Source organism: Streptomyces sp. NBC_01546, from assembly GCF_045208355.1.
In the GTDB taxonomy this organism is placed as follows: domain Bacteria; phylum Actinomycetota; class Actinomycetes; order Streptomycetales; family Streptomycetaceae; genus Streptomyces.
In genome coordinates this window covers 3,063,910-3,090,789 of sequence record NZ_CP109379.1, presented here as the reverse complement: position 1 = coordinate 3,090,789, position 26,880 = coordinate 3,063,910, and the positions used below count along the sequence as shown (strand labels likewise).

The following is a 26,880-nucleotide window of genomic DNA, read 5'->3' as shown; positions in this document are numbered from 1 at the left end:
CAGACCCGCTTCCGGGCTCGGTGCTCCGCCGACTCCTGGGCTGCGGCAGGATGGACATCACCTGGTAGGTACGCGCCGCAGCGCGTCCCTACTGAAGACAACCGCTGGAGACGCCTGGTGAGTTCCCCGGATCCGCACGCTTTGGGCAAACACAGCTCGGACAAGCACAGCCGCGCGCCCCACGACGCCGAAAACCGCTCTGAGCTGGGCGAAGACGCTCCCGGCGTTCGCCAGCCGCGAAACCAGGCCGTCCCGCCACGGCGCAGCCCGGTGATCGCCGTGACCGGCGCCGCGTCGGGCGTCGGCGCGGCCCTGGTGACCCGCCTGGCGGCATCCGACGAGGTCAAGCAGGTCGTGGCGATCGACGAGCGGCGCGGGGACTGCGCGGCCGCGCAGTGGCACGTCCTTGACGTACGGGACCCCGCCATCGCCGAGAAGCTGCGCGGCGCGGACGTCGTCGTCCACCTCGCCCTGGACCTGGATCTCGAGACCGACCCGGCGGCCCGTACGGCGTACAACGTGCGCGGAACCCAGACCGTGCTGACGGCCGCCGCGGCGGCCGGCGTCCACCGGGTGGTGCTGTGCACCTCCGCGATGGTCTACGGGGCCCTGCCCGACAACGACATCCCGCTCTCGGAGGACTCCGAGCTGCGGGCCACCGCCGAGGCCACCGGCGTCGGCGACCTGCTGGAGATCGAACGCCTCGGCCGCCGGGCCCCCCGGGCGCACCCCGGCCTGAACGTCACCGTGATCCGCCCCGCGGTCCTGGTCGGCGGCACGGACACCGCCCTGACCCGGTACTTCGAGTCCCCGCGCCTGCTCGTCGTCGCCGGATCCCGCCCCACCTGGCAGTTCTGCCACGTGGAGGACCTGGTCAGCGCACTGGAGTACGCCGCCCTGGAGAAGGTCGAGGGCGAGCTCGCGGTGGGCTGCGAGGGCTGGCTGGAGCAGGAGGAGGTGGAGGAGCTGAGCGGCATCCGCCGCATGGAGCTCCCCTCGGCGGTCGCCCTGGGGGCCGCGGCCCGGCTGCACCGCATCGGCCTGACCCCCTCCCCGGCCGGGGACCTCGCGTACACGATGCACCCGTGGGTGGTCAGCGTCAGCGGCCTGCACGCGGCCGGCTGGCGGCCGCGCTGGACCAACGAGGAGGTGCTGGCAGAGCTCCTCCAGGAGGTCGCGGGCCGGCACACGGTCGCGGGCCGCCGCCTGGGCCGCAAGGACGCCACCGCTGCGGGTGCCGCAGGTGCGACGGTCGCGCTGCTGGGCGCCGCCGCGGTGGTCCGGGCGGCCCGCCGCCGCCGGGGGATCTGACCCGGGCCGGCCTGGGTCCCGGCCGTGGCCCCGTGCGGCGCCGTTGCCGGGGCTCCGCCCCGGACCCCGCGCCTCAAACTCCCCCAGCTACCGCTGGGAGGTGCCCCCAGGCGGGGCTGGATTGTGCTGGGTTTCGTATGAGGATCCCAAGCGGGTGGGAGCGGCACGGGCGAATCTGCTATTTCGCCATGTCAGCGGCTAGGGCACGATGAAGGCATGGCACCGAACTTCGATCACCCCGGCGAGCAGGCCGCGCAGGACCCGATCCGGCTGCTCGGCATCCGTGAGACCCCGCTCTCGATCGACGAGGTCTTCCAGGCCGTCGGCGACGACGCGACGGGCGGTACGACGCTCTTCGTCGGCACGGTGCGCAACCACGACAGCGGGGCGGACGTCGACTCGCTCGGCTACTCCTGCCACCCGACGGCGGAGGCCGAGATGCGCCGGGTCGCCGAGCGGGTCGTGGCCAAGTACCCGGTCCGCGCCCTGGCCGCCGTGCACCGCGTGGGCGACCTGTCCGTCGGCGACCTTGCGGTGGTCGTCGCCGTGTCCTGCCCGCACCGCGGCGAGGCCTTCGAGGCCTGCCGGATGCTGATCGACGACCTCAAGCACGAGGTCCCGATCTGGAAGCACCAGACGTTCGCCGACGGCACGGAGGAGTGGGTCGGCGCCTGCTGAGGCCCGCTGAGGCCTGCTGAACCCCCGGTCGCGAGGCTGCCCCCGGAAGGGGGTAGCCTCGCACCCGTTCGGCCGCGCAACACGCCCTCGATTTGCGTAACCCCCTCCCGGGCATGAGCGTTGAAGCCACCAACGACATGTACTTCGGGGTAGGGAGGCACGCCCATGGCGTCTCTGGCGTGGTTGCTGATTCCGCTGTTCGCCGCGATAGGCGCGGGCATATGGGGCAGCTGGGCGGCACGCGACCGCACGCAAGGTGACATATCCGAGCTCGCCGGCTACGCGCGGTTCCGCGAGGCCATGGGCAACGCCGAACAGGCCAGGGCGAAGGCAGAGGCCCACTCCGGCTCCGACGCCGTCTGAGATTCCGCCGGGAGTTCCGCGTACGGCCCCGTACGGACCGGCCCCAGCGGCCGCCCGTCAGGGCCGTCCCGTACTGTCGGATCCATGCCACGCCGCACTGCGACGATGCTCGCTTCCACCCTCGTGCTGTTCGCGCTGCTCTGCGCAGGAGTGTTCATCAAGGTCCCGTACTCCGAGATGAGCCCGGGCCCGACCGTGAACACGCTCGGGGACTCGCACGGCGAGCCCGTCCTCAACATCTCGGGGCGCCCGACGTTCCCGACCAGCGGTCACCTCAACATGACGACGGTCCGCGTCACCGGCGCGGACTACGACATGAACCTGCTGGAAGCGGTGTACGGGTGGCTGGCCGACGACAACATCGTCGTGCCGCACGAGAACCTGTACCCGAACGGCAAGACGGACGAGGAGTCCACCCAGGAGAACGCCGAGGAGTTCAGCCAGTCGCAGCAGAGCGCCAAGGTGGCGGCTCTCAAGCAGCTCGGCATCCCGGTCTCCGCCCGCGTCATCGTCGCCTCCGTGGTCAAGGCGAGCCCCGCCGACGGCACGCTGCATGCCGGTGACGTCATCAAGGCGGTGGACGGCGCCCCCGTCACCGCCCCCGAGGACGTGGCGAAGCTCGTCACCAAGCACAAGCCCGGCGAGCCGGTCGAGTTCACCATCGTGCCCGCCGCCGAGGCGGCCGAGGCGGCGAAGGCGAACCGCGAGCCCACCGGCTCCACCAAGGTCACGATCACGGCGGGCAAGGCGGAGGGCGACGGCCACGCCATCGTCGGCATCCGGGCCGGGACCGACCACACCTTCCCGTTCACGATCGACATCAAGCTCGCCGACGTCGGCGGCCCCAGTGCCGGGCTGATGTTCGCCCTCGGCATCGTCGACAAGCTCACCGCGGAGGACCTGACCGGCGGCAAGTTCGTCGCGGGCACCGGCACCATCGACGACGCGGGCAAGGTCGGGCCGATCGGCGGCATCCAGATGAAGACCATCGGCGCCCGCCAGGCCGGCGCCCGGTACTTCCTGACGCCCGCCGACAACTGCGCCGCCGCGGCCGCGCACGTGCCCGACGGGCTGACCCTGGTGAAGGTCTCCACCATCGCCGACGCCACGCAGTCGCTGCAGAAGATCAGCAAGGGGGACACGGCCGGGCTGCCGCAGTGCGCGGCCAAGCCCTGACCGGTCCCGGACCCCTGCTACGAGAAGGTCGCCGCCAGCGCCTCGGCCAGGCCGGGCACCAGGCCCCCGCCGGTGAGGACCTCGGTCGAGGAGTCCTTCTCGCGCAGCCGTACGGCCGACTCCCGCGAGCCGTCGCGCAGCACGGCCACGGTCAGCCGGACCTCCTGCCGCTCCGGGTGCCCGGCGACCCACTTCGCCAGCTGCTTGTCGTTCAGGCCCTCCGGTACGGAGGCCTCCGCGGACGGCGGCAGCATCAGCCGCTCGACCGTCAGCGCGCAGCCGACGACGGCGTCGGGCCAGGCGATGGTGCCCAGGAACTTGTCGAGGGCGGTCCCGGCGGGCAGCTCGTCCTGCTCGATCGGGGTGAGGGAGGTCTTGCCGGCGTCGTCCTGGTCGAGGCCGAGCTGACCGGCGAGGCGCGGTTCCTGCTTCTTGAGCTTGGCGGTGTCGACCAGGGCGAACAGCCGGGCGGGCTGGTCCCAGCCGAGGCCGGCCGCGTACTCGTCGATCTCGAGACAGGCCCGGGTCAGCGGGCTGGCCGCCATCGGCGTGCCGGGGGAAGGCGAAAGGTTGGACATGGGCAACATCCTGCCTCCTTTCCGCCGGATACCGGGAACTGACCGATGCCTCCGTAAGTTGCATGAGTGGGCTCTACGATCGGCGGGTCCGTTGAATACCAGACCCAGCGACTTTCAGAGGTGCGCACCTTGGCTTTCCAGATGCCGGACCGCGGCGGAGGCCCTTCGGGGCCACGGATGAGAGTCGGCCGCCCGTCCCGGCGAGCCCGCACTCTCCTCATGACCCTGGGCGTGCTGGCTGTCCTGGTCATGCTCTTCATCATGTTCGCGGGCTTCTGGACGGACTGGCTCTGGTTCCGCTCCGTGAAGTACTCCACGGTCTTCACCACCACCCTGTGGACCAAGATCGGCCTCTTTGCCGTCTTCGGTCTGCTGATGACGGGTGCCGTCGGGTTCAACATCTGGCTGGCGCACCGGCTGCGACCGCCGCTCAGCGCGATGTCGATGGAGCAGCAGAGCCTCGACCGCTACCGGATGAGCGTCGCCCCGTACAAGAAGTGGCTGCTGCTCGGCATCTCCGTGCTCGTCGGTCTGATCGCGGGCGCCTCTGCGGCCGGCCAGTGGAAGACCTGGCTGATGTACGTGAACGGGGTGCCCTTCGGTCAGAAGGACCCCGAGTTCCACCTGGACGTGTCGTTCTACACCTTCGACCTGCCCTGGTACCGCTTCCTCCTCGGCTTCGGCTTCGCCGCGGTCGTCCTGTCGGTGATCGCCGCGGCCGTCGTGCACTACCTGTACGGCGGACTGCGCGTGACCAGCCCGGGCGCCCGGGCCACCGCCGCGGCGACCGGCCACCTGTCGGTGCTGCTCGGCCTCTTCGTCACGCTCAAGGCGATCGCGTACTGGCTCGACCGGTACGGCCTCGCCGTGAAGTCCAGTGACTTCAAGGCCGCGGACAACTGGACCGGCCTGCGCTACGTCGACGCGAACGCCTACCTCCCGGCGAAGACGATCCTGGTCGCCATCGCCGCGATCTGCGCCGCGCTGTTCTTCGCGACGCTGTGGCGCCGCACCTGGCAGCTGCCGGTCATCGGCTTCGGCCTGATGGTGCTCTCGGCGATCCTGATCGGCGGGCTCTACCCGGCGATCGTGCAGAAGTTCCAGGTCCAGCCGAACGAGCAGGCCAAGGAATCGCCGTACGTCGAGAAGAACATCAAGGCGACGCGCGACGCCTACGGGATCGCCGGCTCCGAGGTCAAGGACTACCCGGGCGTACCGGCCGCGGGGACGGACAAGAACCAGCTGCGCAAGGCGGCCGACACGACCGCCAGCGTCCGCCTCCTCGACCCGAACATCGTCTCGCCGGCCTTCCAGCAGCTCCAGCAGGTCAAGGGCTACTACGCCTTCCCGTCCACGCTCGCCGTGGACCGGTACAACGGCCAGGACACGGTCATCGGGCTGCGCGAGCTGAACATCGGCGGCATCCCGAAGAACAACTGGATCAACGACCACTTCAAGTACACGCACGGCTACGGCGTGGTCGCGGCCAAGGGCACCACCGTCGGTGACCAGGGCGCTCCCGACTTCACCCAGTCCGACCTGCCCTCCAAGGGCATGTTCGGCACGGACTTCGAGCAGCGCATCTACTACGGCGAGCAGACGAAGCAGTACTCGATCGTCGGCGGACCGCAGAAGGAGCTCGACTACTCGGACGACAAGGGCGAGAAGGAGACGAGCTACACCGGGAATTCCGGCGTCAGCCTCGACAACCCGATCAACCGGGCGGCGTACGCGCTGACCTTCAGCGAGCCGCAGATCCTGTACTCCGGGGCCATCGGCGACGGCTCGCGGATCCTGTACAACCGCACGCCCAAGGAGCGCGTCGAGGCCGTCGCCCCGTGGCTGACCATCGACGGCGCCCCGTACCCGGCGGTCGTGGACGGCAAGGTCAAGTGGATCGTCGACGCGTACACGACCACCAACGGGTACCCGTACGCCTCGCGCACCACGCTGGGCCAGAGCACCGCGGACTCGCTGACCAACAGCCAGCGCGCGGTCGTGGCGCAGGAGAACCAGGTCAACTACATCCGGAACTCGGTGAAGGCCACCGTCGACGCGTACGACGGCACGGTCAGCCTGTACCAGTGGGACACCCAGGACCCGGTCCTGAAGACCTGGATGAAGGCGTTCCCGGGCACGGTGAAGGCCAAGAGCGAGATCTCCAAGCCGCTCATGGACCACCTGCGTTACCCGCAGGACCTGTTCAAGGTCCAGCGCGAGCTGCTGACCCGCTACCACGTCACCGACCCGCAGACCTTCCTCAGCGGCAGTGAGGCCTGGGCCGTCCCCGACGACCCGACGACCAAGGCCGGCACGGCGGTCCCGCCGTACTACCTGTCGATGAAGCTGCCGGGCCAGACGGAGAAGGACCAGGTCTTCTCGCTCACCACGACGTTCACGCCGAACGAGCGGGACAATCTGAGCGCCTTCATGGCGGTCAACGCCGATCCGGGCACCCCGGACTACGGCAAGATCAGCGTGCTGAAGCTGCCGACCAGCAAGCCGGTCGACGGCCCCAAGCAGGTCCAGAGCAAGTTCCAGTCCGAGCCGAAGATCGCCGAGTCGATCCGCCTGCTGCGCGGTGGCGACTCGGAGGTCGAGTACGGCAACCTGCTCACGGTCCCGCTCGACGGCGGAATGCTCTACGTGGAGCCGGTGTACGTGCGCAGTTCGGGGCTGAAGTACCCGCTGCTGCGCAAGGTGCTGGTGACCTACGGCGGGCAGACCGCGTTCGAGGACACGCTGGAGAAGGCGTTGAACGTGGTCTTCGGGGCCGAGGCTCCGACCACGCCCGTGCCTCCGGCCCAGCCGCCGGGCGAGGGCACCACGACGCCTCCGGCTGCCACGGACCCGACGGTGAAGGCGGCGCTCGCCGACGCGTCGAAGGCCATCGAGGACGCCGAGAAGGCCAGGCAGGCCGGTGACTGGGCGGCCTTCGGCAAGGCGCAGGACGAGATCAAGGCGGCGCTGAAGCGGGCGATCGACGCGGAGGCGAAGCTGACGGCGCCCAAGCCGGCAGGCTGACGATCAACCGGTAATGGCTCCGTCCCGCGTCGTGATACTGTGGTTTCACCGACGCGGGGTGGAGCAGCTCGGTAGCTCGCTGGGCTCATAACCCAGAGGTCGCAGGTTCAAATCCTGTCCCCGCTACTGAAGACGAAGGCCCGGATCCATGGGATCCGGGCCTTCGTCATGCCCGGGGCGGACACGCGGTAGCTGAGACGGGTGAGTTGGGGCAGGAGCGTGTTTGACTTGGCTCTCTATGGGCATGTCGACAAAACGCTGTAGTGACCTCACTGGCTGCGACATACCAGGTGTACGCGGGTAGCAGGTGATGCGACGATGGGATTTATGGGGGACAGGTCAACTCTGCTGGAGACAGGGCGGTTTGCGAGGGCGGATGCCGAGCCGGGTACGGGAGCCGGTGACACGGCTCCCGTTGTCAACGCGCAGACCGCACTGACCGATGCGGATTTCTTGGACAAGCACAGCGCGGAGGAAATGTTCGCCGAGACCGACGCGGCCAGCGACGCCGAGCTCGAGGCCCGGCACCGGGTGGCCGCCGACAAGGGCGACCCGGGCGCCATGAGCGTGCTCGGTGCGCTGCTGCTGCGCCGCGGCGACCTGGACGGGGCCGAGCCGTACCTGCGCGGCGCCACGGGGGAAGGGGACCGCGCCGCCGCGAACAACCTGGGCGTACTGCTGCACCAGCGGGGCTACCCGGAGGAGGCCGCCGGCTGGTGGCGGGTCGCGGCCGTGGCCGGATCCGCTCCGGCCGCGCACGCCCTGGGCCGTCACTTCCGCGAGCGCGGCGACGAGCCCGCCGCCGAGTACTGGCTCCGCCAGGCGGCGGAATCCGGCCACGCGCTGGGGGCGTACGGTCTGGCCGACCTGCTCGAGCACCGCGGGGACAAGGGCGTGGAGCGGTGGTTCCGCGCCGCGGCGGAGCAGGGGCACCGCGAGGCCGCCTACCGGCTGGCACGGCACCTGCGCAAGGGAGACCCCACCGAGGCCGAGCAGTGGTACCGGCAGGCCGCCGCGCGCGGACACCGTCGCGCCGCGCTGCACCTGGGCGCGCTGCTGGAGGCGCGCGGGGAGCTCAAGGAGGCCGGGCGCTGGTACCTGACCTCCGCCAAGCAGGGGGAGGCCCGGGCGGCCTGCGCGCTGGGCTTCCTGCTGCGCGACGCCGGTGACGAGGACAGCGCCGCCACGTGGTGGCACCGCGCTGCCCAGGACGGCGACGGCAACGCCGCGAACGCGCTGGGCGCGCTGCACGCGGCCCGCGGCGAGACCCAGACCGCGGAGCGCTGGTACCGCACCGCCATGGACGCGGGCGACCAGAACGGGGCGTACAACCTTGCTTTGCTGTGCGTCGCACAGGAGCGGACCGCGCAGGCCGAGCAGTGGTACCGGCGGGCGGCCTACGCCGGCCACCGCGAGGCGGCCAACGCGCTCGCCATCCTGCTGCTCCAGGGCGGGGACGCGGCGGGCGCGGAGCCGTGGTTCTCGAAGGCGGCCGAGGCGGGCAGCGTGGACGCCGCCTTCAACCTCGGGATCCTGTTCGCCAGCCGCGACGAGGACCGCACGGCGCTGAAGTGGTACGAGCGGGCCGCGTCGGCGGGCCACACCGACGCCGCGCTCCAGGTCGGCATCGCGCTGGTGCGCGACGGCGAGGAGCGGGCCGCCGAGCGGCACCTGCGGTGCGCGGCGGGCGGCGGCAGTGCGGAGGCGGCCTTCCGGCTGGCCTCGCTGCTGGAGTCGCTGGCCCCGGCGCCGGAGCCGGTGGCGCTGGGCGAGCCGGTCGGCGGCGCCCCGCGGACCGAGAGCGAGGAGTGGTACGAGCGGGCTGCCGAGCTGGGGCACCGCCGGGCCCAGGTGCGGGTCGGCATGCTCGCGGCCGCCCGCGGTGACCTGGCGGCCGCCGCGCGCTGGTACCGGGAGGCGGCCGAGGCCGGTTCCCGCAACGGCGCCTTCAACCTGGGGCTGTTGCTGGCCCGCGAGGGGAGCGAGCCGGAGGCCGCCCTGTGGTGGACCCGCGCGGCGGTGGCGGGCCACGGCCGCGCGGCCCTGCGGCTGGGGCTGCTGGCGGCGCGCCACGGTGACCTGGCCGAGGGGCAGAAGTGGTGCGTGCGCGCGATCGAGCTGGGCCCGGAGGAGGTCTCGCAGCGCGCGGCACGCCTGCGCGACGCCCTGGCGGAGGAGCTCTCGGCCTGACCCCGGCGCCCGCGACCGGGGCTGCCGGGGCCGGCCTGGCCGCTCAGCGGTAGAGCCAGCCCGTGGAGCGGGCGTAGGCGTGCCGGAAGACGAAGGGCATCAGCAGGTCGTTGACGCGGCGCTGCACCGTGCCCGGGGTCTTGGAGTCGCGGTTGGACGCGGCGGCCTTGGTCATGCGGGCCGCGCGGGGGCGGCGCAGCCGGGTGTACTCGGCCAGCGCCGTCCGGACGTCCGGTGCCGTCGACACGCACCGCGCGAGCGCCACCGCGTCCTCGATCGCCATCGAGGCGCCCTGCCCGGCGCCCACCGGGTGGGCGGCGTCACCGATCACGACGGTCCGGTCGTCATGCCACACGGGGAGCTCCGCCAGCCGGTGCATCGGCATCGGACGGTCGACGCGCGTCGCCGCCCGCAGTACGTCGAGCGGCATCCGCGAGGTGCGGTACAGCTCCGTGAGCAGGCCCAGGGTGACCTCCGCCGGGTCCGGGGGCTCGGGCGCGGCCACCTGGGCCGACCACCACACCGTGCCGTCCGGCGCCGGGATGCAGAGGAACGCCCCCCGGTGGCCGAAGGTCATGTGGAAGGAGCCCCGGGCCAGGTCCAGGCCCTCCGAGACCCCCGACACGCTGTAGAGCCCGGCGTACTCGGGGACCGGGGCCGCCGGGTCCAGCGCGGTGCGGCTCGCCGACCAGAGGCCGTCCGCGGCCACCACCAGGTCCCCTTCCACACCGGACGGGTCCACCCGCCGGCCCGTCTCGATCCGCACCCCCGCCCGCTCCGCCTCCGCGCGCAGGACCTCCACGAGCCGCCCCCGCAGCAGGGTCGTGCTGTGCAGGGTGTCCGAGGCCAGCCGGCCGCGGGGCACCTTGCCGAGGAGCTTGCCCGACGCCGACCACATCAGCTGGTCGGCGACCGGGAACCCGGCCTCCTGGACCCGGGCGAGGCAGCCCAGCTCGTCCAGCCCGCGCAGCCCGTTGACGGCGAGGCTCAGGAACGAGCCCACCCGGCCCGCGGGATCTTCGTACGCCTCGTAGACGGTGACCTCGGCTCCCGTACGCCGACGCAACGCGATCGCGCTCGCCGCTCCGGCCACTCCGCCCCCGATGACTGACACACGCATGCCCGACCCCTTCCGGTGAATCCACATTCACTGAATTCTGATTCAGTGAAATCGGGTTCAGTATGATGAGGGCGCGAAGGCGGCGTCAAGCGGGAACGGGGATCGCGGTGGGAGTGCGCAAGGAGAAGGCGGCCGGCACGGAGGCGGCGCTCAAGGAGGCGGCGCGGGCGCTCTTCCTGGAGCGCGGCTACACGCAGACGAAGATCACCGACATCACCAAGGCGGCCGGCCGCTCCACCGGCTCCTTCTACGAACACTTCGCCGGCAAGGACGAGCTGCTGAACGCGCTGATGGCGGACATGGGGGCCCAGGTGGACGCCGCGGTCGGTTCCCATGACCACCCGCGCGACCACGACCTCGCCGACCGTGCGCAGCTGCGTACGCACATCGCGGTGAGCTGGGAGGTCTTCCGGGACCACCTGCCCGTCGTGGTCGCCCTGTTCCAGAAGTCCATGGCGGAGCCGCCCCGGTCGGGACAGGCCTGGGAGGGGCTCGTGGCGGAAACCGCGCCGTTGCGCGAACACCTCGCGTACATGCGCGAACGCGGCCAGGAGCTGCCCGGTGATCCCCAGCTCGTCGCCGCGGCGATGGGGGCCATGATCTCGATGCTGGGCTACGCGGCCATGACCAGCGGGAATGCCTTCGACGACGACGAAGTGGTCGACACCCTCACCGCGCTTCTCCACCGGGGACTGGCGGCCGGTTAACCGATTTGCATCTGCCGGGGGCCCTCACGTAACGTTGGGTTTACCGACGCGGGGTGGAGCAGCTCGGTAGCTCGCTGGGCTCATAACCCAGAGGTCGCAGGTTCAAATCCTGTCCCCGCTACTGAAGGCCCGAGGCCCGGATCCATGGATCCGGGCCTCGAGTCGTTTCTGAAGGTGAACGGCCGGGCCGCGTAGCGTCGCGGACGAGCCGTCGCGCGCCACGAAGAAGGCCGGGAGCTGATGCTCCCGGCCTTCCTCGTCGATCAGGTCAGGTCAGGCGGCCGCGCAGTTCGGGCACACCCCGCGGTACGTCACCTCGACCGCCGACACCACGAAGCCGAAGCGCTCCGTGTCCGGCAGGTCGGCCAGCGGGTTGCCCGCCGGGTGGACGTCGCGGATCGCGCCGCACTGGGCGCAGACCAGGTGCTGGTGGGGCCGGTGGGCGTTCGGGTCGTACCGCTTGGCGCGGCGGTCCGTGGAGACCTCCAGGACCTCGCCGAGGGTCACCAGCTCGCCCAGCGTGTTGTAGACCGTGGCCCGGGAGATCTCCGGCAGCTTGGCCACGGCACGCGCGTGCACCTCGTCGGCCGTCAGGTGAACGTGGTCACCGTCGAGCACCTCGGCCACGACACGCCGCTGTGCGGTCATGCGCCATCCGCGTCCGCGAAGTCGTTCCAGCAGGTCACTCATAGACGTCAGCCTAACAGTGAGGGGACTCGGTGTAACTCCCGAATCAGTTCGGACTTGGATATTCACTTGACTTAGACAAAGTCCATCGTAGGATCGGATACGGCAAAGGCCAAGGACAGGACATGCAGGAATGACGCAGGAGGCGCACGTGACGCAGGGACCGCTCACCACGGAGGCCGGGGCTCCGGTCGCCGACAACCAGAACAGTGAGACTGCCGGCGTCGGCGGGCCCGTCCTCGTCCAGGACCAGCTCCTGCTCGAAAAGCTCGCGCACTTCAACCGCGAGCGCATCCCGGAGCGCGTGGTGCACGCCCGCGGCGCCGGTGCGTACGGCACCTTCACGCTGACCCGTGACGTCTCGCAGTGGACCCGCGCCAAGTTCCTGTCCGAGGTCGGCAAGCAGACCGAGACCTTCCTGCGCTTCTCCACTGTCGCCGGCAACCTCGGCAGCGCCGACGCCGTGCGCGACCCCCGCGGCTGGGCGCTGAAGTTCTACACCGAAGAGGGCAACTACGACCTCGTCGGCAACAACACCCCGGTGTTCTTCATCAAGGACGCCATCAAGTTCCCGGACTTCATCCACACCCAGAAGCGCGACCCGTACACGGGCTCGCAGGAGGCGGACAACGTCTGGGACTTCTGGGGTCTGTCGCCCGAGTCGACCCACCAGGTGACCTGGCTGTTCGGTGACCGCGGCATCCCGGCGTCCTACCGCCACATGAACGGCTACGGCTCGCACACGTTCCAGTGGAACAACGAGGCCGGCGAGGTCTTCTGGGTCAAGTACCACTTCAAGACCGACCAGGGCATCAAGAACCTCACCCAGGCCGAGGCCAACCAGCTCGCCGGTGAGGACCCCGACTCGCACCAGCGCGACCTGCGCGAGTCCATCGAGCGCGGCGAGTTCCCGTCCTGGACCGTGCAGGTCCAGATCATGCCGGCGGCCGAGGCGGCCCAGTACCGCTTCAACCCGTTCGACCTCACCAAGGTGTGGCCGCACGAGGACTACCCGCCGGTCGAGATCGGCAAGCTGGAGCTCAACCGCAACCCGGAGAACGTCTTCGCCGAGGTCGAGCAGTCGATCTTCTCCCCGGCGCACTTCGTCCCCGGCATCGGTCCGTCCCCGGACAAGATGCTCCAGGGCCGCCTCTTCGGCTACGGCGACGCCCACCGCTACCGCGTCGGCATCAACGCCGACCACCTGCCGGTGAACCGCCCGCACGCCACCGAGGCGCGCACCAACTCCCGCGACGGCTACCTGTACGACGGCCGTCACAAGGGTGCGAAGAACTACGAGCCGAACAGCTTCGGCGGCCCGCACCAGACGGACCGCCCGCTGTGGCAGCCGATCGACCTGACCGGCGGCACGGGCAACCACCCCGCGGCCGTCCACAGAGAGGACAACGACTTCGTCCAGGCGGGCAACCTCTACCGCCTGTACTCGGAGGACGAGAAGTCCCGCCTGGTCGAGAACCTGGCCGGCTTCATCGCCAAGGTCTCCCGCGACGACATCGTCGAGCGCGCGATCGACAACTTCCGCCAGGCGGACGGCGACTTCGGCAAGCGGCTCGACGCCGCGGTCCAGGCCCTTCGCGGCTGACACGGATCGCTTGCCGTAGCAGGACGACGGGCCGGAACCCCCACGGGTTCCGGCCCGTCGTCGCTCTACGCCGGGACCGTACGCCGCGCGGGCACCCAGCAGCGGATGATGTCGCGTACGGAGACGATGCCCACCGGGCCGCCGTTCTCCAGCACGATCAGGTGCCGGAAGCCGCCGTGGGCCATGGCCTCGGCGGCCTCCTGCAAGGTGGCGTCCGGGGTGCAGAACACCACGTTGTTCGTGGTGTGCGCACCCACGGTCTCGCGGTCGGGATCGTGGCCCGCGCCGATCGAGTTGAGGATGTCGCGCTCGGTCAGGATGCCGATTCCGCTGTGGTCGGGGTCGAGTACGACGGCCGCGCCGACGCGCCGCCCCGACATCAGGCAGGCCGCCTGCCGCAGGGTGTGCGCGGGTCCGAGGGTGAGGATCACGGTGCTCATTGCGTCACGGACGAGCATGAAGAGAGCCACCTCCTGGGTGAGTCCCGCCGCTTGGGTGTGGTGCGCCCGAAGGATCCTAGAGAAAGGGTTCACAAGCGCACAAGCGGGGGATTCTCAGATTCCCACGGACACGCACCGTCAACAAGAGGGCACGCACAGGCGCGTACTCAGGCGCTTGCTCAGGCGCTTGCTCAGGCGCGCGGGCGCAGCAGCTCCAGCATCTCCTCGTGGAGCAGCCCGTTGGAGGCCGCCGCGTTCCCGCCGTGCACCCCGTCCACCCCGTCCAGGCTGGTGAAGCGGCCGCCCGCCTCCTGGACCACGACCGCGATGGCCGCCATGTCCCAGAGGTTCAGCTCCGGCTCGGCGCACAGGTCCAGCGAGCCCTCCGCGACCATCATGTACGGCCAGAAGTCGCCGTAGCCGCGCGTACGCCAGCAGGCGCGGGTCAGGTCCAGGAAGCCGGCGAGGCGGCCCTGCTCCTCCCAGCCGCTCAGCGAGGAGTACGCGAACGAGGCGTCGCCCAGCCCGCCCACCTTCGAGACGCCGATCGGCGTGGTCTCGCCGAGCGCGCCGCCGCCGTACGCACCGCCGCCCCGCACCGCCCACCAGCGGCGGCCCAGCGCGGGCGCGGACACCACGCCCACCACGGGGCGGAAGACGCCGTCCTCGCCCTCCGTCATCAGGGAGATCAGGGTCGCCCAGACCGGCACCCCGCGCACGTAGTTCTTCGTGCCGTCGATCGGGTCCACGACCCAGCGCCGCGGGCCGCTGCCCTGCAGGCCGTACTCCTCGCCGAGGATCGCGTCGTCGGGCCGCGCGGCTTCGATGCCGGCCCGGATGATGGCCTCGGCGGCCTGGTCCGCCTCGCTCACCGGGGTCATGTCCGGCTTCGTCTCGACCTTGAGGTCGAGGGCACGGAACCGCTCCATCGTCGCGACGTCCGCCGCGTCGGCGAGTTCGAGGGCAAGGCGCAGGTCATCGTCATACTCGGACATGGCCGAACAGTATCGCGGCCGGTGGCGCGGCCGGGACGCGCCCTTGACAGGATCTGTCGCCCCGTCAACTCTGGCCGGGGAGCCCAGCGGGAACGGCCCAGTGGGGAGGCGACGATGCCGGCAGCCCGGGAGACCTTGCTGGAGGCGGCGGGAGCGGCGCTCTCGGCGCGCCCCTGGCCGGCCGTGCGGATGGTCGACGTGGCGGCGGCCGCCGGGGTGTCCCGGCAGACCCTCTACAACGAGTTCGGCGGCAAGGGCGGCCTGGGCCGCGCCCTGGTCCGACGCGAGGGCGAGCGGTACCTCGACGGGGTCGAGCGGGCCCTGTCCACCCCGGCCCCGACCGCCGAACGGCTCGCCGCGGTCGCGGAGTGGACCGTACGGGCGGCCCGCGCCTATCCCCTCGTACGGGCCCTGCTGACCGGGTTCTGGGACCCGGACCTGCCCGCCGCGGGCCGTGCGCCCGGGCCCGGTGAACTGGCCCGGTCGGTACGGGACCGGGCGGCCGCCGCGCTCATGCCCGCGGAGGACGTCCAGCGGTGCGAGCTCGCGATACGGCTCGCCCTCTCCTACGTGGTGGCCCCGGGGGAGGACCCGGGGGCGGGAGAACTGCTCCGGCTGCTCAGTGCGCAGAACCGGACAGCTGGAGCCCGATGACCCCGAGGATCACCAGGGAGATCGAGACGAGCTTGAGGGTGGAGACCAGGTCGCCGAGGAAGATCATGCCGTAGATCGCCGTCCCGGCGGCGCCGATGCCGGTCCACACCGCGTACGCCGGACCGACGTCCAGCTTCTTGAGGGCCAGCGTGAGCAGGCCGAAGCTGCCGAGGGCGAAGCAGGCGAAGGCGACGGTCGGCCACAGTCGGGTGAAGCCGTGGGACAGCTTGAGGCAGACCGCGAATCCGGTCTCCAGGAGTCCGGCCACCACGACGAGCAGCCACGCCATGTCGAATGCCTCCCCGCGTCACGTGATTTCTCGTCACTTGGTGCGATTATGGATTTATCCAGACGCGATCTTCGGCAAACCCGACGCTGCGTCAGTCGCCTTCGCGGCGCTCCCGCGTCTCCAGCAGCCGCCGCAGCGAGTACAGCCGCGCCGGGTCCGCGTGGCCGTCCTCCACCCACTTGTCGAGCGCGCAGTCCGGCTCGTCGTGGCTGCAGGCGCGCGGGCACTCCTCGGTACCGGGCACCAGGTCCGGGAAGGCCAGGATCACCCGGGACGGATCCACGTGGTGCAGGCCGAAGGAGCGCACGCCCGGCGTGTCGATGACCCAGCCGTCGCCGCCCGGCAGCGGCAGCGCGAGCGCCGAGGTGGTGGTGTGCCGGCCGCGGCCGGTGACCGCGTTGACGTGTCCCGTGGCGCGCTGGCGGCCCTCGGCGACCAGCGAGTTCACCAGGGTGGTCTTGCCGACGCCCGAATGGCCGACGAAGGCGGTGATCCGGCCGTTGAGACGTTCGCGCACCCGGTCGGCCGCGTCGCCCGTCGCGAGCTCCTCGCGGTTGGTCACCACGTAGTTCACGCCGAGCGTCGAGTAGATCTCCAGGATCTTGTCGGCGGAGGTCAGATCGGACTTGGTGAGCACCAGCAGCGGTTCCAGACCGGCGTCGTAAGCCGCCACCAGACAGCGGTCGATCATCCGGGGCCGCGGCTCCGGGTCGGCCAGGGCCGTCACGATGGCCAGCTGGTCGGCGTTGGCGACGACCACCCGCTCGTACGGGTCGTCGTCGTCGGCGGTGCGCCGCAGGACGGACTTGCGCTCCTCGATCCGTACGATCCGGGCGAGGGTGTCCTTCTTGCCGGACAGGTCACCGACGATCCAGACCAGGTCCCCGACCACCGCCGCCTTGCGGCCCAGTTCCCTGGACTTCATCGCGTGGACCGTGCGGTCCCCGACCAGGCAGGTCAGCCGGCCGCGGTCGACGGTGAGGACGAATCCCTCGGAGGCGTCCTCGTGCTTGGGGCGGATGTTCGTACGCGGCCGGTTGCCCTTGGGGTTGGGGCGCTGGCGGATGTCGTCCTCGTCGGTGTGCTTGCCGTACCTGCGCATGACGGGCCCTACGCTCCCGATCCCGCTTCGGAATCCCCTGCGAGCATGTCCGCCCACATCCTCGGGAAGTCCGGCAGGGTCTTCGCGGTCGTCGCCACGTTCTCGATCAGTACGCCCTCCACCGCCAGGCCGATCACCGCGCCCGCGGTGGCCATCCGGTGGTCGTCGTACGTGTGGAAGGTGCCGCCGTGCAGCGGGCGCGGCCGGATGTGCAGGCCGTCCGCCGTCTCGGTGACGTCGCCGCCGAGCGCGTTGATCTCCTTGGTCAGCGCGGCCAGCCGGTCCGTCTCGTGCAGCCGCAGGTGCTGGACACCGCGCAGGACCGACTCCGAGTCGGCCAGGGCCGCCACCGCCGCGATGCCCGGGGTGAGTTCGCCGACCTCGCCCAGGTCCACGTCGATGCCGTGGATCTTGCCGGTGCCGGTAAAGACCAGGCCCGCGTCGGTCAGCTCGCAGGAGCCGCCCATCTCCGTGAAGATCCGGCGCAGCGCGTCGCCGGGCTGCGTGGTGCGGCGCGGCCAGTCCGGGATGGTGACCGTACCGCCGGTGATCAGCGCCGCGGCCATGAAGGGCTGGGCGTTGGACAGGTCCGGCTCCACCACCAGATCGCGGCCGAGCAGGGCGCCGGGGGCCACCCGCCACACGTTCTTCTCGCCGCCCGCTTCGGGGGTGTCGACCTGGGCGCCCGCCGCGCGCAGCATCTCCACCGTCATCCGGATGTGCGGCATCGACGGCAGGTTGCTGCCCACGTGCCGCACCTCGATGCCCTGGTTGAAACGCGGGGCGGAGAGCAGCAGCGCGGAGACGAACTGGGAGGAGTTGCTGGCGTCGATCTCCACGACGCCGCCCTCCAGAGCCCCGCCGCCCTGCACGGTCAGCGGCAGAGCGCCCCGGCCGTCGTCGTCGATCCGGGCGCCGAGGGTGCGCAGGGCGTTGATGACCTGGCCCAGCGGCCGCTCGTAGGAGCGCGGGTCGCCGTCGAAGCGGATGTCGCCGTCGGCGAGGGTGGCGACGGGCGGCAGGAAGCGCATGACCGTGCCCGCGTTGCCGACGTCGACGGTGGCCGGGCCGTGCAGGGCGGCCGGGATGATCCGCCAGGCCTCGCCGCCGGCGCCCTCGCCGGCCGAACTGGAGGAGACGGTCTCCTCGATGCCCACGCCCATCGCGCGCAGGGCGTCGGCCATCAGCTGGGAGTCGCGCGAGCGCAGCGGGCGGCGCACCCAGCCCGGCTCGGCGGCGAGCGCGGCGAGCACGAGAGCGCGGTTGGTGACCGACTTGGACCCCGGCACGGTGACGGTGGCATGGACGGCAGCGTCGGCGATCGGGGCGGGCCAGAGGGCGTGGAGCGCGGGGGTCTCGGTCATGGCCACCACTTTAGTGGCTTCCTCCGGACCCGGATCTTGATCGCTGCCCGGTCTCAGAGGGCGAGAAGCCAGCGGCCGCCGCCCACCAGGGAGCACAGCGCGACAACATGGAAGAGGAGCAGCCACACCACCGGGTGCACGTGGGTGAGCCGACCGAGCTGATCGGCGTCCGAATCCGGCGCTCCGCCGTGCCGGCGCTTGGCCCCGAGCTCGAAGACCGGCCGGACCCCGCCGAGCAGCAGGAACCACACCACCCCGTACGCGAAGACGGCCTGCACCTCGGCGGGGGCCAGCCAGGACACCAGCAGGAAGGCCCCGCCGGTCAGCACCACGGTCAGGGCCCCGTAGGCGTTCCGGATCATCACCAGCATCGCCACCAGCAGGACGGTGGCCACCCACAGCAGCAGCGTGATCCGGTGCGCGGACAGCAGGGCCGCCCCGCCGAGCCCGAGCAGCGAGGGCGCGGTGTACCCGGCCGCGGCGGTCAGGATCATGCCCAGCCCGGTCGGCTTGCCCCGGCTGACGGTGACCCCGCTGGTGTCGGAGTGCAGCCGTATCCCGTCGAGCCGCCGCCCGGTCAGCAGCGCCAGCAGGCCGTGGCCGCCCTCGTGCGCGATGGTCACGGCGTTGCGCGACAGCCGCCACAGCGGGCGCGGGCCCACGGCGGCCAGCGCGGCCACGCCGGTCACGATCACCAGCCACAGGTCGGGCGCCGTCTGTATACCCGTGAGCCGGTCCCAGAGGCCGGCCGTCGTGCTGCTGTCCATGAGGTGGCGGACTCCTTGCGGTGGTGAGTGGGTGACATGGCAGTGTGGCAGCCATGTGCGGACGGTATGCGGTGAGTCGTGGACCCGAGGACCTGGTGGAGGCCTTCGGCATCGAGAAGTGGGAGCCGGAGGAGGTCCTGGCCCCCGACTTCAACGTGGCGCCGACCAAGCAGGTCCACGTCGTCCTCGACCGTCCCCTGAAAGACGCGTCCGACCCCCGTCCGGTTCGCCAGCTGCGCACCCTGAAGTGGGGGCTCGTCCCCTCCTGGGCCCAGAACCCCGACGGCGCCGCCCGGATGATCAACGCCCGGTCCGAGACCCTCGCCGAGAAGCCCTCCTTCCGCCGCCCCTTCGCGCAGCGCCGCTGCATCGTCCCCGCCGACGGCTACTACGAGTGGGTCACCGCCCACGACGAGCGGCAGCTGGAGGTGGAGGGCAAGAAGAAGCGGGCCCGCAAGCAGCCCTATTTCGTGCTCCCCGCCGACGGCTCCGTGTTCGCCATGGCCGGGATATACGAGTTCTGGCGCGACCGGACCCTGCCCGACGAGCACCCGCTCGCCTGGTGGGTCACCTGCTCGGTGATCACAACCGAGGCCGAGACCGGGCCGCTGGGGGTGGCCCCCGCCGAGGGGCCGCGCTCGCTGTCCGAGATCCACCCGCGGATGCCGCTCATGCTGACCCCCGACCGCTGGGACGCCTGGCTGGACCCGGCGAACACCGACACCGAGGGTTCGCTGCGGGAGCTGCTGGCACCGCCGCCGGGCGGCCTGATGCGCGCCTACCCGGTGTCCACCGCCGTGAGCAACGTACGGAACAACGGGCCGGAGCTGCTGGCGGAGCTCGCCGCGCCGGAGGAGGGCACGCTCTTCTAGCGCGTCGGCCAGCGCGCCGGCGCCGCGGCCCGTTGCAGGATGGGTCCATGAGCACGCGTACCGAGAGCGTCGACACCCCGGCGGGCGAGGCCCGCATCACCTGGCACACCGCCCGCAAGGCCGGGCTCGTGCTCGCCGTCAGCCACGGCGCCGGTGGCGGCATCGAGGCCCGGGACCTCCAGGCGCTGGCCGCCGCCCTGCCCGCGCGCGGGATCACCGTGGCGCTGGTCGAACAGCCCTGGCGGGTCGCCGGGAAGAAGGTCGCGGCCGCGCCCAAGGTGCTCGACGAGGGGTGGCACGGGCTGTGGCCGGCCCTCGCGAAGCCCGGGCTGCCCGTGGTCGCGGGCGGCCGCAGCGCCGGGGCCCGGGTGGCCTGCCGGACCGCGGCCGCACTGGGCGCGGCCGGGGTGCTGGCGCTGGCGTTCCCGCTGCACCCGCCGGGCCGGCCGGAGAAGTCCCGGGCCGAGGAGCTGCTGGGCGCCGGGCGGCCCACGCTGGTGGTCCAGGGCGGCCGGGACCCCTTCGGGCGCCCGGAGGAGTTCCCGCCGGGCGGCTCCTACACGCTCGTGGAGGTCCCGTACGGGGACCACGGCTTCGCGGTGCCCAAGAAGGCGGACGTCACCCAGGAGGCCGCCCTCGCGCTGATCACCGAATCGGTGGCCGAGTGGCTCACCGCCCTCGAGGTCTGATCGGGACCCGGTGGATCGTGGGGTGATCCGCGTCACCCCTGCCGCGCGGGCCCCGGAACGGGCCGAAATCCCGGCCCCCGCCGGGGAATGCGCCGCCCGAACCTTCTGTTGTCCCGGATGTCGGTACGTAAGGGAACTTGTCGGAGGAGAGGGAGCGCATGACCCAGGTCATCAGTCAGAACCGTCGGCAGGCCGCTGACCTGGACTGGACGGTTCTTCCTGCCCCCAAGCGCAGCACGGCTCGGGCGGCGGAGAGCCGGGATGGTCGACTATTCTCCGATTCGAGCGGATCCGCTTTCGGAGCCGCCACGCAGTCGGAGGAGGTGGGTCCTGTCGCTGGGACCGACGAAGGCCACGCGGAGGAGACGACCCCGGAGCGGAACGCGCGCTTCGAGCGGGACGCCCTCGGTTACCTCGACCAGATGTACTCGGCCGCGCTGCGCATGACGCGCAACCCGGCCGACGCCGAGGACCTGGTCCAGGAGACGTACGCGAAGGCATACGCGTCCTTCCACCAGTTCCGCGAGGGCACCAACCTGAAGGCGTGGCTGTACCGCATCCTGACCAACACGTTCATCAACTCCTACCGCAAGAAGCAGCGCGAACCCCAGCGCAGCGCCGCGGAGGAGATCGAGGACTGGCAGCTGGCGCGCGCCGAGTCGCACATGTCGACCGGGCTGCGATCCGCCGAATCGCAGGCGCTCGATCACCTGCCCGATTCGGACGTGAAGGAAGCGCTCCAGGCCATTCCGGAGGAGTTCCGCATCGCGGTCTACCTTGCCGACGTAGAGGGCTTTGCGTACAAGGAGATCGCCGACATCATGGGTACACCCATCGGTACGGTCATGTCGCGACTGCACCGTGGCCGCCGTCAACTCCGCGGAATGCTGGAGGACTATGCCCGTGAACGCGGGCTGGTTCCCGCGGGCGCGGGAGAGTCGAACGACCGGAAAGGCTCGGGCTCATGAGTTGCGGAGAGCCGCACGAGACGGAGTGCTCTGAGGTCCTGGATCACCTTTACGAGTTCCTCGACCATGAGATGCCCGACAGCGACTGCACGAAGTTCGAGACACACTTCGGCGAGTGCAGCCCCTGTCTGGAGAAGTACGGCCTGGAGCAGGCCGTGAAGAAGCTGGTGAAGCGCTGCTGCGGCTCGGACGACGTACCGAGCGACCTGCGGTCCAAGGTGATGGGACGGATCGAACTGATCCGGTCGGGACAGGCCGTTCCCGATCATGACATCACCGCCGACAACCCGGCCACCGGCTGACACTTCCGCGGCCGTTCGGCCGGAAGATTGAACAACCCCCGCCCCCGGACCGGCACTTCGTTCACTCGAAAGTGCTAATCCGGGGGCGTCCGTATGGCGCAATGTGAAAATGTGGCCCGATTCTCTCGGGGCCCCACTTATTCTCCCCATTCGGTGCTGGTTTGATTCAGTACCTGGCGTGCACGGCACAGGGGAGGAGAGCGCCATGCGGGTACTTCCGCCGGCGGCGCGCGGCTACATCCTGTGCGCCGTCCTCGCGTCCCTCGCATGCGCCGCGCCCGCCCTCGCCGATTCCGGTACGCCCTGGGCCACCGTCGCCCTGCTCGCCGTGCTCCACCTCGGCTGCGAACTCGTGAAGATCTTCCCGCTGCCGGGCAGCCGGGTGCCCGAGGGCATCGGCTCCTTCTTCCCCGTGGTGCTGGCCGCCGTCTTCCTGCTGCCGCCCGCCGCCGCCGCGCTCGTGGCGCTGCCCGGCGGGCTCGCGGGGACCGTGGTCCAGCGGCCGGCCTGGGTGCGCCGGGTGTGGCACGGCGCGCAGCAGTCGATAGCCGCCTGGACCGCCGGGCAAACGTTCCGGCTGCTGCGCGGCCCGGCCGCACTGGGCTCCTCCGCGGAGTCCGGGCCGCCGGGGGCGGTGGACCCGCCCCTCTGGGTGGCCGACTTCCCGTACGCGATGCTCCCCGCGGCGGCCGCGGCCGCCGCCTTCTGCCTGGTGCTCACCGCCCTCGACGGGGGCGTCCTGGCCGCCGCGGAACGCCGGCCCGCCGCCACCGCCTGGCGCGGACTGTTCACCCGGTCCCTCGCCCCGCACTGCGTGCACGGCCTCGCCGGACTCATGATGGCCGTCATGTGGCGCAGCCCGTACGGGCTCCCGGCCGCACTGCTCGTCCTGCTGCCGATGTACATCTCCTGCTGGGTCTTCGCCCAGTACCACCGCGAACGCGCCGCCCACCAGGCCACCATCCGCGGCCTCGTCCAGGCCGTGGACATCAAGGACCGCTACACGCGGGGCCACAGCGAACGCGTCGGCCAGGCCTCCGCGATGATCGCCCGCGAGCTCGGCATGGCCGAGGACCGCCTCGAAGTCGTCCGCATCGCCGGGATCCTGCACGACGTCGGCAAGCTCGGCGTCCCGACCCGGCTGCTGCGCAAGGACGGGCCGCTCACGCCGCAGGAGCGCCGGATCATCGAGCTGCACCCCGAGTACGGGCACGAGATGGTCCGCGGCATCGGCTTCCTCGGGGAGGCCCGGTCGGCGATCCTGCACCACCACGAGCGGGTCGACGGCTCCGGCTACCCGTACGGGCTGACCGGCGACCAGATCCCCGAGCTGGCCCGGGTGGTGGCGGTGGCCGACGCCTTCGACGCGATGACCTCGACCCGGTCCTACAGCCGGGCCCGGCCGGTGCCGGTCGCCCTGGCGGAGCTGGAGAGGTGCGCGGGGGCGCAGTTCGACCCGGCGATGGTGGGCGCCCTGACCGGGGCCATCGGACGGCACGGCTGGCACCCGGTGGTCACCTCCGACGCCGACCTCCAGGTGATCAGCACGCGCACGCCTCCTCCCGGCGGCCCGGGGACGCCGCCGCTGGCCGCGCTGCCGGCGCGGGGTTCCCACCAGGCCGGTGTCCCCGCGTCCCCGGCCCCGCCGGGGGCCGGAACATGAGGGCGGCCGCCGTCTGGACGGTGCGCGGGGCCGCCGGGCTGCTGACCGCCGCCGGCCTCGGCCACACCCTGTGGAACGGCCTCGTCGAACCCGGCACCGCCCTGGCCTTCGGCATCCTGATCACCATCGGCGAGCTCGCCCGCCGTGACCACCGCACGGGCCACCGGGTCGAGGGCACCGACCGCCGGCCCGCGCCGCTCGGCTTCGCCGGAGCCCTCGCCTACGCCCTCCTCGGCCCGATCGCCGGGCAGCCCACCCACCACGGGGTCCTGCAGATCGTCGCCGTCGTCGTCGCGGCCGTCCTCGCCGGGATCGTCCCGCACACCGCCCGGGGCCACGGCCCCGCCGTGGACCACGTCGCCCGCCGCGTGCTCACCGTCACCTTCGCCGCCGTCTGTTTCCAGCCGCTCTACAACTCCGGCCGGCTCGAGGAGTGGGTCGGCCAGGGCCCGTACCTGGTCCTCTTCCTGCTCTGCCTCCTCGGCCTCACCGCGCTGTGCGAAGCCGTCCTCGCCGCCGTCCTCGCCGGGGCCCGCACCGGCTGGCCGTACGGGCCCCTGCTGCGCGACGAGCTGCGCGCCCAGCTCGGCATCGGCTCGGCGATCTGCGCCACCGGCGTCGTGATGGCCCTCGGCGTCGCGGGGGCCGGGCTGTGGGCCCTGCCCGTCTTCAGCGTGCCCCTGCTGCTGACCCAGATGTCCTTCCACCGGATCACCGCGATCCGCACCACCTACCGCCAGACCATCACCTCCCTGGCCCGGGCCACGGAGATCGCCGGCTACACCCCGCCCGGCCACTCCCGCCGGGTGGCCGCCCTGAGCTGCGCGGTGGGCCGGGAGCTGGGGCTCTCGGAGCGGGAGCTCACGGTCCTGGAGTACGCGGCACTGATGCACGACATCGGGCAGCTCTCCCTCGTCGACCCGGTTCCGGACGGGGCCACCGCGGTCCTGCCCGCCGCCGAGGCCCGCCGGATCGCCGAGCTCGGCGGGGAGGTGGCCCGCCAGACCGGGGTGCCCGCCGAGGTGGCCGTGGTCGTGGAGCGGCAGGCGGACCCGTACCGGGAGCAGCCCGTCGCCGCACGCATCGTGCGCGCGGTGAACGCGTACGACGACCTGGTCGGCGGTGACCGTCACCCGAGCGGCTCACTGGCCGCCCTGGAGCGGCTCCGCCTGGGCACCGGGCACGACTTCCAGCCGGAGGTCGTGGAGTGCTTGGCGAGGGTTCTGGCCAGGGGCGGACGTGACAGAGTTGTTCCCGTCCCACCTGGGTAACCCATGGGTAATGAGCGGCCGTCCGAGTGGGCATGGTTGGATGCCAGTAAGAGTGAGAGTGAGAGTGTCCGCAAGGCACCGCAGTCCCCCGGCTTCCGCCGGGAGGTGCCCCCAGGCAGGCGGGAATCGTGAGGATCTTCGGGAAGGTACGGCATCGGCCCTCCGCCTCGTGGCGGCAGGCCACCGACCGCGCGTTCACGCTGATCGGGGACGGGCGGTACGAGGACGCGGGCGCGCTCCTGACCAGAGCCGCGGACCTGGAGCCCTGGCTGTCCGAGTCCTGGTTCAATCTGGCCCTGCTGCACAAGTTCCGGCACGACTGGGAGCAGGCGCGGTCCGCCGGACTGCGCGCCGTGGCCCTGCTGGACCGTGAGACGGGCGCCCCGGACTGGTGGAACGTCGGGATCGCCGCGACCGCGCTCCAGGACTGGCCGCTGGCCCGGCGGGCCTGGCAGGCGTACGGGCTGAAGGTGCCCGGAGACCCGCACGGAGCCGGTTCCGGCAACGGGAAGCACAGTGGTGAGCCGGTGGGCATGGAGCTCGGCAGCGCCGCCGTACGCCTGTCGCCCGAGGGCGAGGCCGAGGTGGTCTGGGGACGCCGGCTGGACCCGGCCCGGATGGAGGTCCTGTCGATCCCGCTGCCCTCCTCGGGGCGCCGCTGGGGCGAGGTGGTGCTCCACGACGGGGTCCCGCACGGCGAGCGGGTCACCGCGGCCGGACCCTCGTACCCCGTGTTCGACGAGATCGAGCTGTGGGCGCCGTCGCCGGTGCCGACCTGGGTGGTGCTGCTGGAGGCGGCCGGCGAGGCGGACCGCAACGCGCTGGAGCAGCTGGCCTCGGACGCCGGCTTCGCCGCCGAGGACTGGTCCTCGTCGGTGCGGCTGCTGTGCCGGACCTGCTCGGAGAGCGAGATGCCGAGCGACGAGGGTGACGGGGAGCACCTGGATCCGCACGACCACAGCGAGCCGGGGCATCCCGGGCCGCTGGGTCACCGTACGACCGGTTCCGGTCTGCTGTGGGTGCCCGAGCGGGAGTGCGGCATCGCGGCTCCGGCCGGTCTGGTGCGCGGACTGCTGGACGGCTGGGTCGCCGACAGTCCGGACACCCGGGAGTGGCGGGATCTCGAGGAAGTCTGCTGAGCCGGGGGCCGTAGGCTGTACGGGCACATCGGTGACTTACGGAAGGCGTACGGCGGACATGGCGCAGCAGGAGAACGAGGTTGTCGAGGTCGCGGGCGAGGTGAACGACGGGTACGTCGTGGACACCGAGGACTGTGCGGAGCGCGAGCTCGCCCACCGCGAGCGTGGCACCGCCCGCCCCATCACGGTGGTCGGCAACCCGGTCCTGCACCGGGAGTGCAAGGACGTCACCGAGTTCGGCGACGAGCTGGCGCAGCTGATCGACGACATGTTCGCCAGCCAGCGGGCCGCCGAGGGCGTGGGCCTGGCCGCGAACCAGATCGGCGTGGACGCCAAGGTCTTCGTCTACGACTGCCCGGACGACGACGGCAATCGGCACACCGGTGTCGTCGTCAACCCGAAGCTCGTCGAGCTGCCGGCCGGCGCGCGGGTGCTGGACGACTCCAACGAGGGCTGCCTGTCGGTCCCGACGGCGTACGCCTCGCTGGCCCGCCCGGACTACGCCGAGGTCGAGGGCCAGGACGCGCAGGGCAACCCGATCAAGGTGCGCGGCACCGGCTACTTCGCGCGCTGCCTCCAGCACGAGACCGACCACCTGTACGGGTACCTGTACATCGACCGGCTCTCCAAGCGCGACCGCAAGGACGCCCTGCGGCAGATGGCGGAGGGCACCCCGCGCTACGAGACGGTCCCCAACGACTGATCTTTCGCACCACGCGTCAGGGCCCCGCCTCCCGTGAGGGAGCGGGGCCCTGACGCGTCGGACTACTGCTTGGGCCTGCCCCAGCCGCTGTCGGCCGGTGCGGCGCCCCAGCCACTGTCCGCGGAGGCGCCGTCGACGAGCGGAGCGGCGAAGGGGGCAGCGGTGAGGATGCGGGCGGTACGGGACATACGGGCCCTCCTGGGCTGTGGTGAGCGGTGCGCGGCC

27 protein-coding genes and 2 tRNA genes are annotated in these 26,880 nt (G+C 71.7%); 19 read left to right on the top strand and 10 right to left on the bottom strand.

Translation table 11 applies throughout. The features are described 5' to 3' along the window. Nucleotides 1-204: 204 nt before the first annotated feature. The 4 genes from OHA89_RS13740 to OHA89_RS13725 all read left to right on the top strand — a co-directional run bounded on the left by OHA89_RS13740 (nucleotide 205) and on the right by OHA89_RS13725 (nucleotide 3,528). The gene (locus OHA89_RS13740; protein ID WP_266615394.1) at nucleotides 205-1,311 is read left to right on the top strand and encodes an SDR family oxidoreductase; all 1,107 of its coding nucleotides are present in this window, start codon (nucleotides 205-207) and stop codon (nucleotides 1,309-1,311) included. Between the two features lie 216 nt (nucleotides 1,312-1,527). Beyond that, nucleotides 1,528-1,989, top strand: coding sequence for a molybdenum cofactor biosynthesis protein MoaE (locus tag OHA89_RS13735; RefSeq protein ID WP_215146752.1), 462 nt, complete (start codon nucleotides 1,528-1,530; stop codon nucleotides 1,987-1,989). A gap of 165 nt (nucleotides 1,990-2,154) precedes the next feature. After that, on the top strand, nucleotides 2,155-2,352 hold the full coding sequence (locus OHA89_RS13730; protein ID WP_215146753.1) for a hypothetical protein: 198 nt from the start codon (nucleotides 2,155-2,157) through the stop codon (nucleotides 2,350-2,352). 84 nt (nucleotides 2,353-2,436) lie between these two features. Next, nucleotides 2,437-3,528, top strand: a complete 1,092-nt coding sequence (locus tag OHA89_RS13725; RefSeq protein WP_257554277.1) for a PDZ domain-containing protein — start codon at nucleotides 2,437-2,439, stop codon at nucleotides 3,526-3,528. 17 nt (nucleotides 3,529-3,545) lie between these two features. Here the strand turns inward: OHA89_RS13725 and OHA89_RS13720 are convergent, their stop codons facing one another. Then, nucleotides 3,546-4,115 carry a PPA1309 family protein gene (locus tag OHA89_RS13720; protein ID WP_215146755.1) on the bottom strand — a complete coding sequence of 190 codons (570 nt, stop codon included), beginning with the start codon at nucleotides 4,113-4,115 and terminating at the stop codon, nucleotides 3,546-3,548. A gap of 132 nt (nucleotides 4,116-4,247) precedes the next feature. On the opposite strand from OHA89_RS13720, the gene OHA89_RS13715 reads away from it, so the two are divergent. The 3 genes from OHA89_RS13715 (at nucleotide 4,248) to OHA89_RS13705 (ending at nucleotide 9,320) form a co-directional block, all read left to right on the top strand. Continuing rightward, the gene (locus tag OHA89_RS13715) at nucleotides 4,248-7,130 is read left to right on the top strand and encodes a UPF0182 family protein (RefSeq protein WP_266615393.1); all 2,883 of its coding nucleotides are present in this window, start codon (nucleotides 4,248-4,250) and stop codon (nucleotides 7,128-7,130) included. A 52-nt stretch (nucleotides 7,131-7,182) separates the two neighbouring features. Beyond that, a tRNA-Met gene (locus OHA89_RS13710) sits at nucleotides 7,183-7,256 on the top strand. 201 nt (nucleotides 7,257-7,457) lie between these two features. Beyond that, nucleotides 7,458-9,320 (top strand): tetratricopeptide repeat protein, encoded by a 1,863-nt coding sequence (locus OHA89_RS13705; protein WP_406366264.1) that lies wholly within the window; start codon nucleotides 7,458-7,460, stop codon nucleotides 9,318-9,320. A 43-nt stretch (nucleotides 9,321-9,363) separates the two neighbouring features. Here the strand turns inward: OHA89_RS13705 and OHA89_RS13700 are convergent, their stop codons facing one another. Further along, nucleotides 9,364-10,440: an NAD(P)/FAD-dependent oxidoreductase gene (locus OHA89_RS13700; protein WP_266615081.1), complete on the bottom strand. Its 1,077-nt coding sequence runs from the start codon at nucleotides 10,438-10,440 to the stop codon at nucleotides 9,364-9,366. Nucleotides 10,441-10,547: 107 nt separating this feature from the next. Between OHA89_RS13700 and OHA89_RS13695 the strand changes: the two genes are divergently transcribed. Both OHA89_RS13695 and OHA89_RS13690 read left to right on the top strand, forming a co-directional pair. Next, nucleotides 10,548-11,147 carry a TetR/AcrR family transcriptional regulator gene (locus OHA89_RS13695; protein ID WP_266615080.1) on the top strand — a complete coding sequence of 200 codons (600 nt, stop codon included), beginning with the start codon at nucleotides 10,548-10,550 and terminating at the stop codon, nucleotides 11,145-11,147. A gap of 47 nt (nucleotides 11,148-11,194) precedes the next feature. Then, nucleotides 11,195-11,268 (top strand) — tRNA-Met (locus OHA89_RS13690). Between the two features lie 152 nt (nucleotides 11,269-11,420). Here OHA89_RS13690 and OHA89_RS13685 read toward each other — a convergent pair. Beyond that, nucleotides 11,421-11,837 (bottom strand): Fur family transcriptional regulator, encoded by a 417-nt coding sequence (locus tag OHA89_RS13685; RefSeq protein WP_031144892.1) that lies wholly within the window; start codon nucleotides 11,835-11,837, stop codon nucleotides 11,421-11,423. A gap of 130 nt (nucleotides 11,838-11,967) precedes the next feature. Between OHA89_RS13685 and OHA89_RS13680 the strand changes: the two genes are divergently transcribed. Further along, nucleotides 11,968-13,437: a catalase gene (locus OHA89_RS13680; protein ID WP_323186095.1), complete on the top strand. Its 1,470-nt coding sequence runs from the start codon at nucleotides 11,968-11,970 to the stop codon at nucleotides 13,435-13,437. A 65-nt stretch (nucleotides 13,438-13,502) separates the two neighbouring features. On the opposite strand, the gene OHA89_RS13675 is transcribed toward OHA89_RS13680, so the two are convergent. Then, entirely contained in the window at nucleotides 13,503-13,895 is a 393-nt protein-coding gene (locus OHA89_RS13675; RefSeq protein ID WP_215146761.1) for a cyclic nucleotide-binding/CBS domain-containing protein, read from the bottom strand. Between the two features lie 173 nt (nucleotides 13,896-14,068). Continuing rightward, the gene (gene hisN, locus OHA89_RS13670) at nucleotides 14,069-14,872 is read right to left on the bottom strand and encodes a histidinol-phosphatase (RefSeq protein WP_257554270.1); all 804 of its coding nucleotides are present in this window, start codon (nucleotides 14,870-14,872) and stop codon (nucleotides 14,069-14,071) included. Between the two features lie 114 nt (nucleotides 14,873-14,986). Here hisN and OHA89_RS13665 point away from each other — a divergent pair, with 114 nt between their 5' ends. Further along, a complete protein-coding gene (locus OHA89_RS13665; protein ID WP_215146763.1) occupies nucleotides 14,987-15,526 on the top strand; it encodes a TetR/AcrR family transcriptional regulator in 540 nt (179 codons plus the stop codon). Here OHA89_RS13665 and OHA89_RS13660 read toward each other — a convergent pair. From OHA89_RS13660 to OHA89_RS13645, 4 genes are all read right to left on the bottom strand, one after another. After that, on the bottom strand, nucleotides 15,492-15,815 hold the full coding sequence (locus tag OHA89_RS13660; protein WP_150517955.1) for a multidrug efflux SMR transporter: 324 nt from the start codon (nucleotides 15,813-15,815) through the stop codon (nucleotides 15,492-15,494). The two genes, OHA89_RS13665 and OHA89_RS13660, sit on opposite strands and share 35 nt — an antisense overlap. A 91-nt stretch (nucleotides 15,816-15,906) precedes the next feature. Then, complete coding sequence (gene rsgA / locus OHA89_RS13655) at nucleotides 15,907-16,917, bottom strand: ribosome small subunit-dependent GTPase A (RefSeq protein WP_215146764.1); 1,011 nt, start codon at nucleotides 16,915-16,917, stop codon at nucleotides 15,907-15,909. A gap of 8 nt (nucleotides 16,918-16,925) precedes the next feature. Further along, nucleotides 16,926-18,281, bottom strand: coding sequence for a 3-phosphoshikimate 1-carboxyvinyltransferase (gene aroA, locus OHA89_RS13650; RefSeq protein WP_215146765.1), 1,356 nt, complete (start codon nucleotides 18,279-18,281; stop codon nucleotides 16,926-16,928). A 53-nt stretch (nucleotides 18,282-18,334) separates the two neighbouring features. Continuing rightward, nucleotides 18,335-19,048 (bottom strand): M50 family metallopeptidase, encoded by a 714-nt coding sequence (locus tag OHA89_RS13645; protein ID WP_257554269.1) that lies wholly within the window; start codon nucleotides 19,046-19,048, stop codon nucleotides 18,335-18,337. A gap of 53 nt (nucleotides 19,049-19,101) precedes the next feature. On the opposite strand from OHA89_RS13645, the gene OHA89_RS13640 reads away from it, so the two are divergent. The 8 genes from OHA89_RS13640 to def all read left to right on the top strand — a co-directional run bounded on the left by OHA89_RS13640 (nucleotide 19,102) and on the right by def (nucleotide 26,655). Continuing rightward, nucleotides 19,102-19,920 (top strand): SOS response-associated peptidase, encoded by an 819-nt coding sequence (locus tag OHA89_RS13640; protein WP_266615078.1) that lies wholly within the window; start codon nucleotides 19,102-19,104, stop codon nucleotides 19,918-19,920. Nucleotides 19,921-19,967: 47 nt separating this feature from the next. After that, complete coding sequence (locus OHA89_RS13635) at nucleotides 19,968-20,609, top strand: alpha/beta family hydrolase (RefSeq protein WP_257554267.1); 642 nt, start codon at nucleotides 19,968-19,970, stop codon at nucleotides 20,607-20,609. 323 nt (nucleotides 20,610-20,932) lie between these two features. Further along, nucleotides 20,933-21,577, top strand: coding sequence for a sigma-70 family RNA polymerase sigma factor (locus OHA89_RS13630; RefSeq protein WP_030709911.1), 645 nt, complete (start codon nucleotides 20,933-20,935; stop codon nucleotides 21,575-21,577). Further along, a complete protein-coding gene (rsrA, locus tag OHA89_RS13625) occupies nucleotides 21,574-21,879 on the top strand; it encodes a mycothiol system anti-sigma-R factor (RefSeq protein ID WP_215146769.1) in 306 nt (101 codons plus the stop codon). Before OHA89_RS13630 ends, rsrA begins: the two co-directional genes overlap by 4 nt. 205 nt (nucleotides 21,880-22,084) lie before the next feature. Continuing rightward, a complete protein-coding gene (locus OHA89_RS13620) occupies nucleotides 22,085-23,542 on the top strand; it encodes an HD-GYP domain-containing protein (protein WP_406366261.1) in 1,458 nt (485 codons plus the stop codon). Beyond that, nucleotides 23,539-24,813, top strand: coding sequence for an HD-GYP domain-containing protein (locus tag OHA89_RS13615; RefSeq protein WP_257554265.1), 1,275 nt, complete (start codon nucleotides 23,539-23,541; stop codon nucleotides 24,811-24,813). The genes OHA89_RS13620 and OHA89_RS13615 overlap by 4 nt, the downstream gene beginning before the upstream one ends. Nucleotides 24,814-24,941: 128 nt before the next feature. Further along, nucleotides 24,942-25,952 carry a hypothetical protein gene (locus OHA89_RS13610; RefSeq protein WP_215146772.1) on the top strand — a complete coding sequence of 337 codons (1,011 nt, stop codon included), beginning with the start codon at nucleotides 24,942-24,944 and terminating at the stop codon, nucleotides 25,950-25,952. Between the two features lie 58 nt (nucleotides 25,953-26,010). Continuing rightward, on the top strand, nucleotides 26,011-26,655 hold the full coding sequence (def, locus tag OHA89_RS13605; protein ID WP_215146773.1) for a peptide deformylase: 645 nt from the start codon (nucleotides 26,011-26,013) through the stop codon (nucleotides 26,653-26,655). Between the two features lie 62 nt (nucleotides 26,656-26,717). Here def and OHA89_RS13600 read toward each other — a convergent pair whose 3' ends face one another. After that, on the bottom strand, nucleotides 26,718-26,843 hold the full coding sequence (locus tag OHA89_RS13600) for a hypothetical protein (protein ID WP_257554263.1): 126 nt from the start codon (nucleotides 26,841-26,843) through the stop codon (nucleotides 26,718-26,720). Nucleotides 26,844-26,880 lie beyond the last annotated feature (37 nt).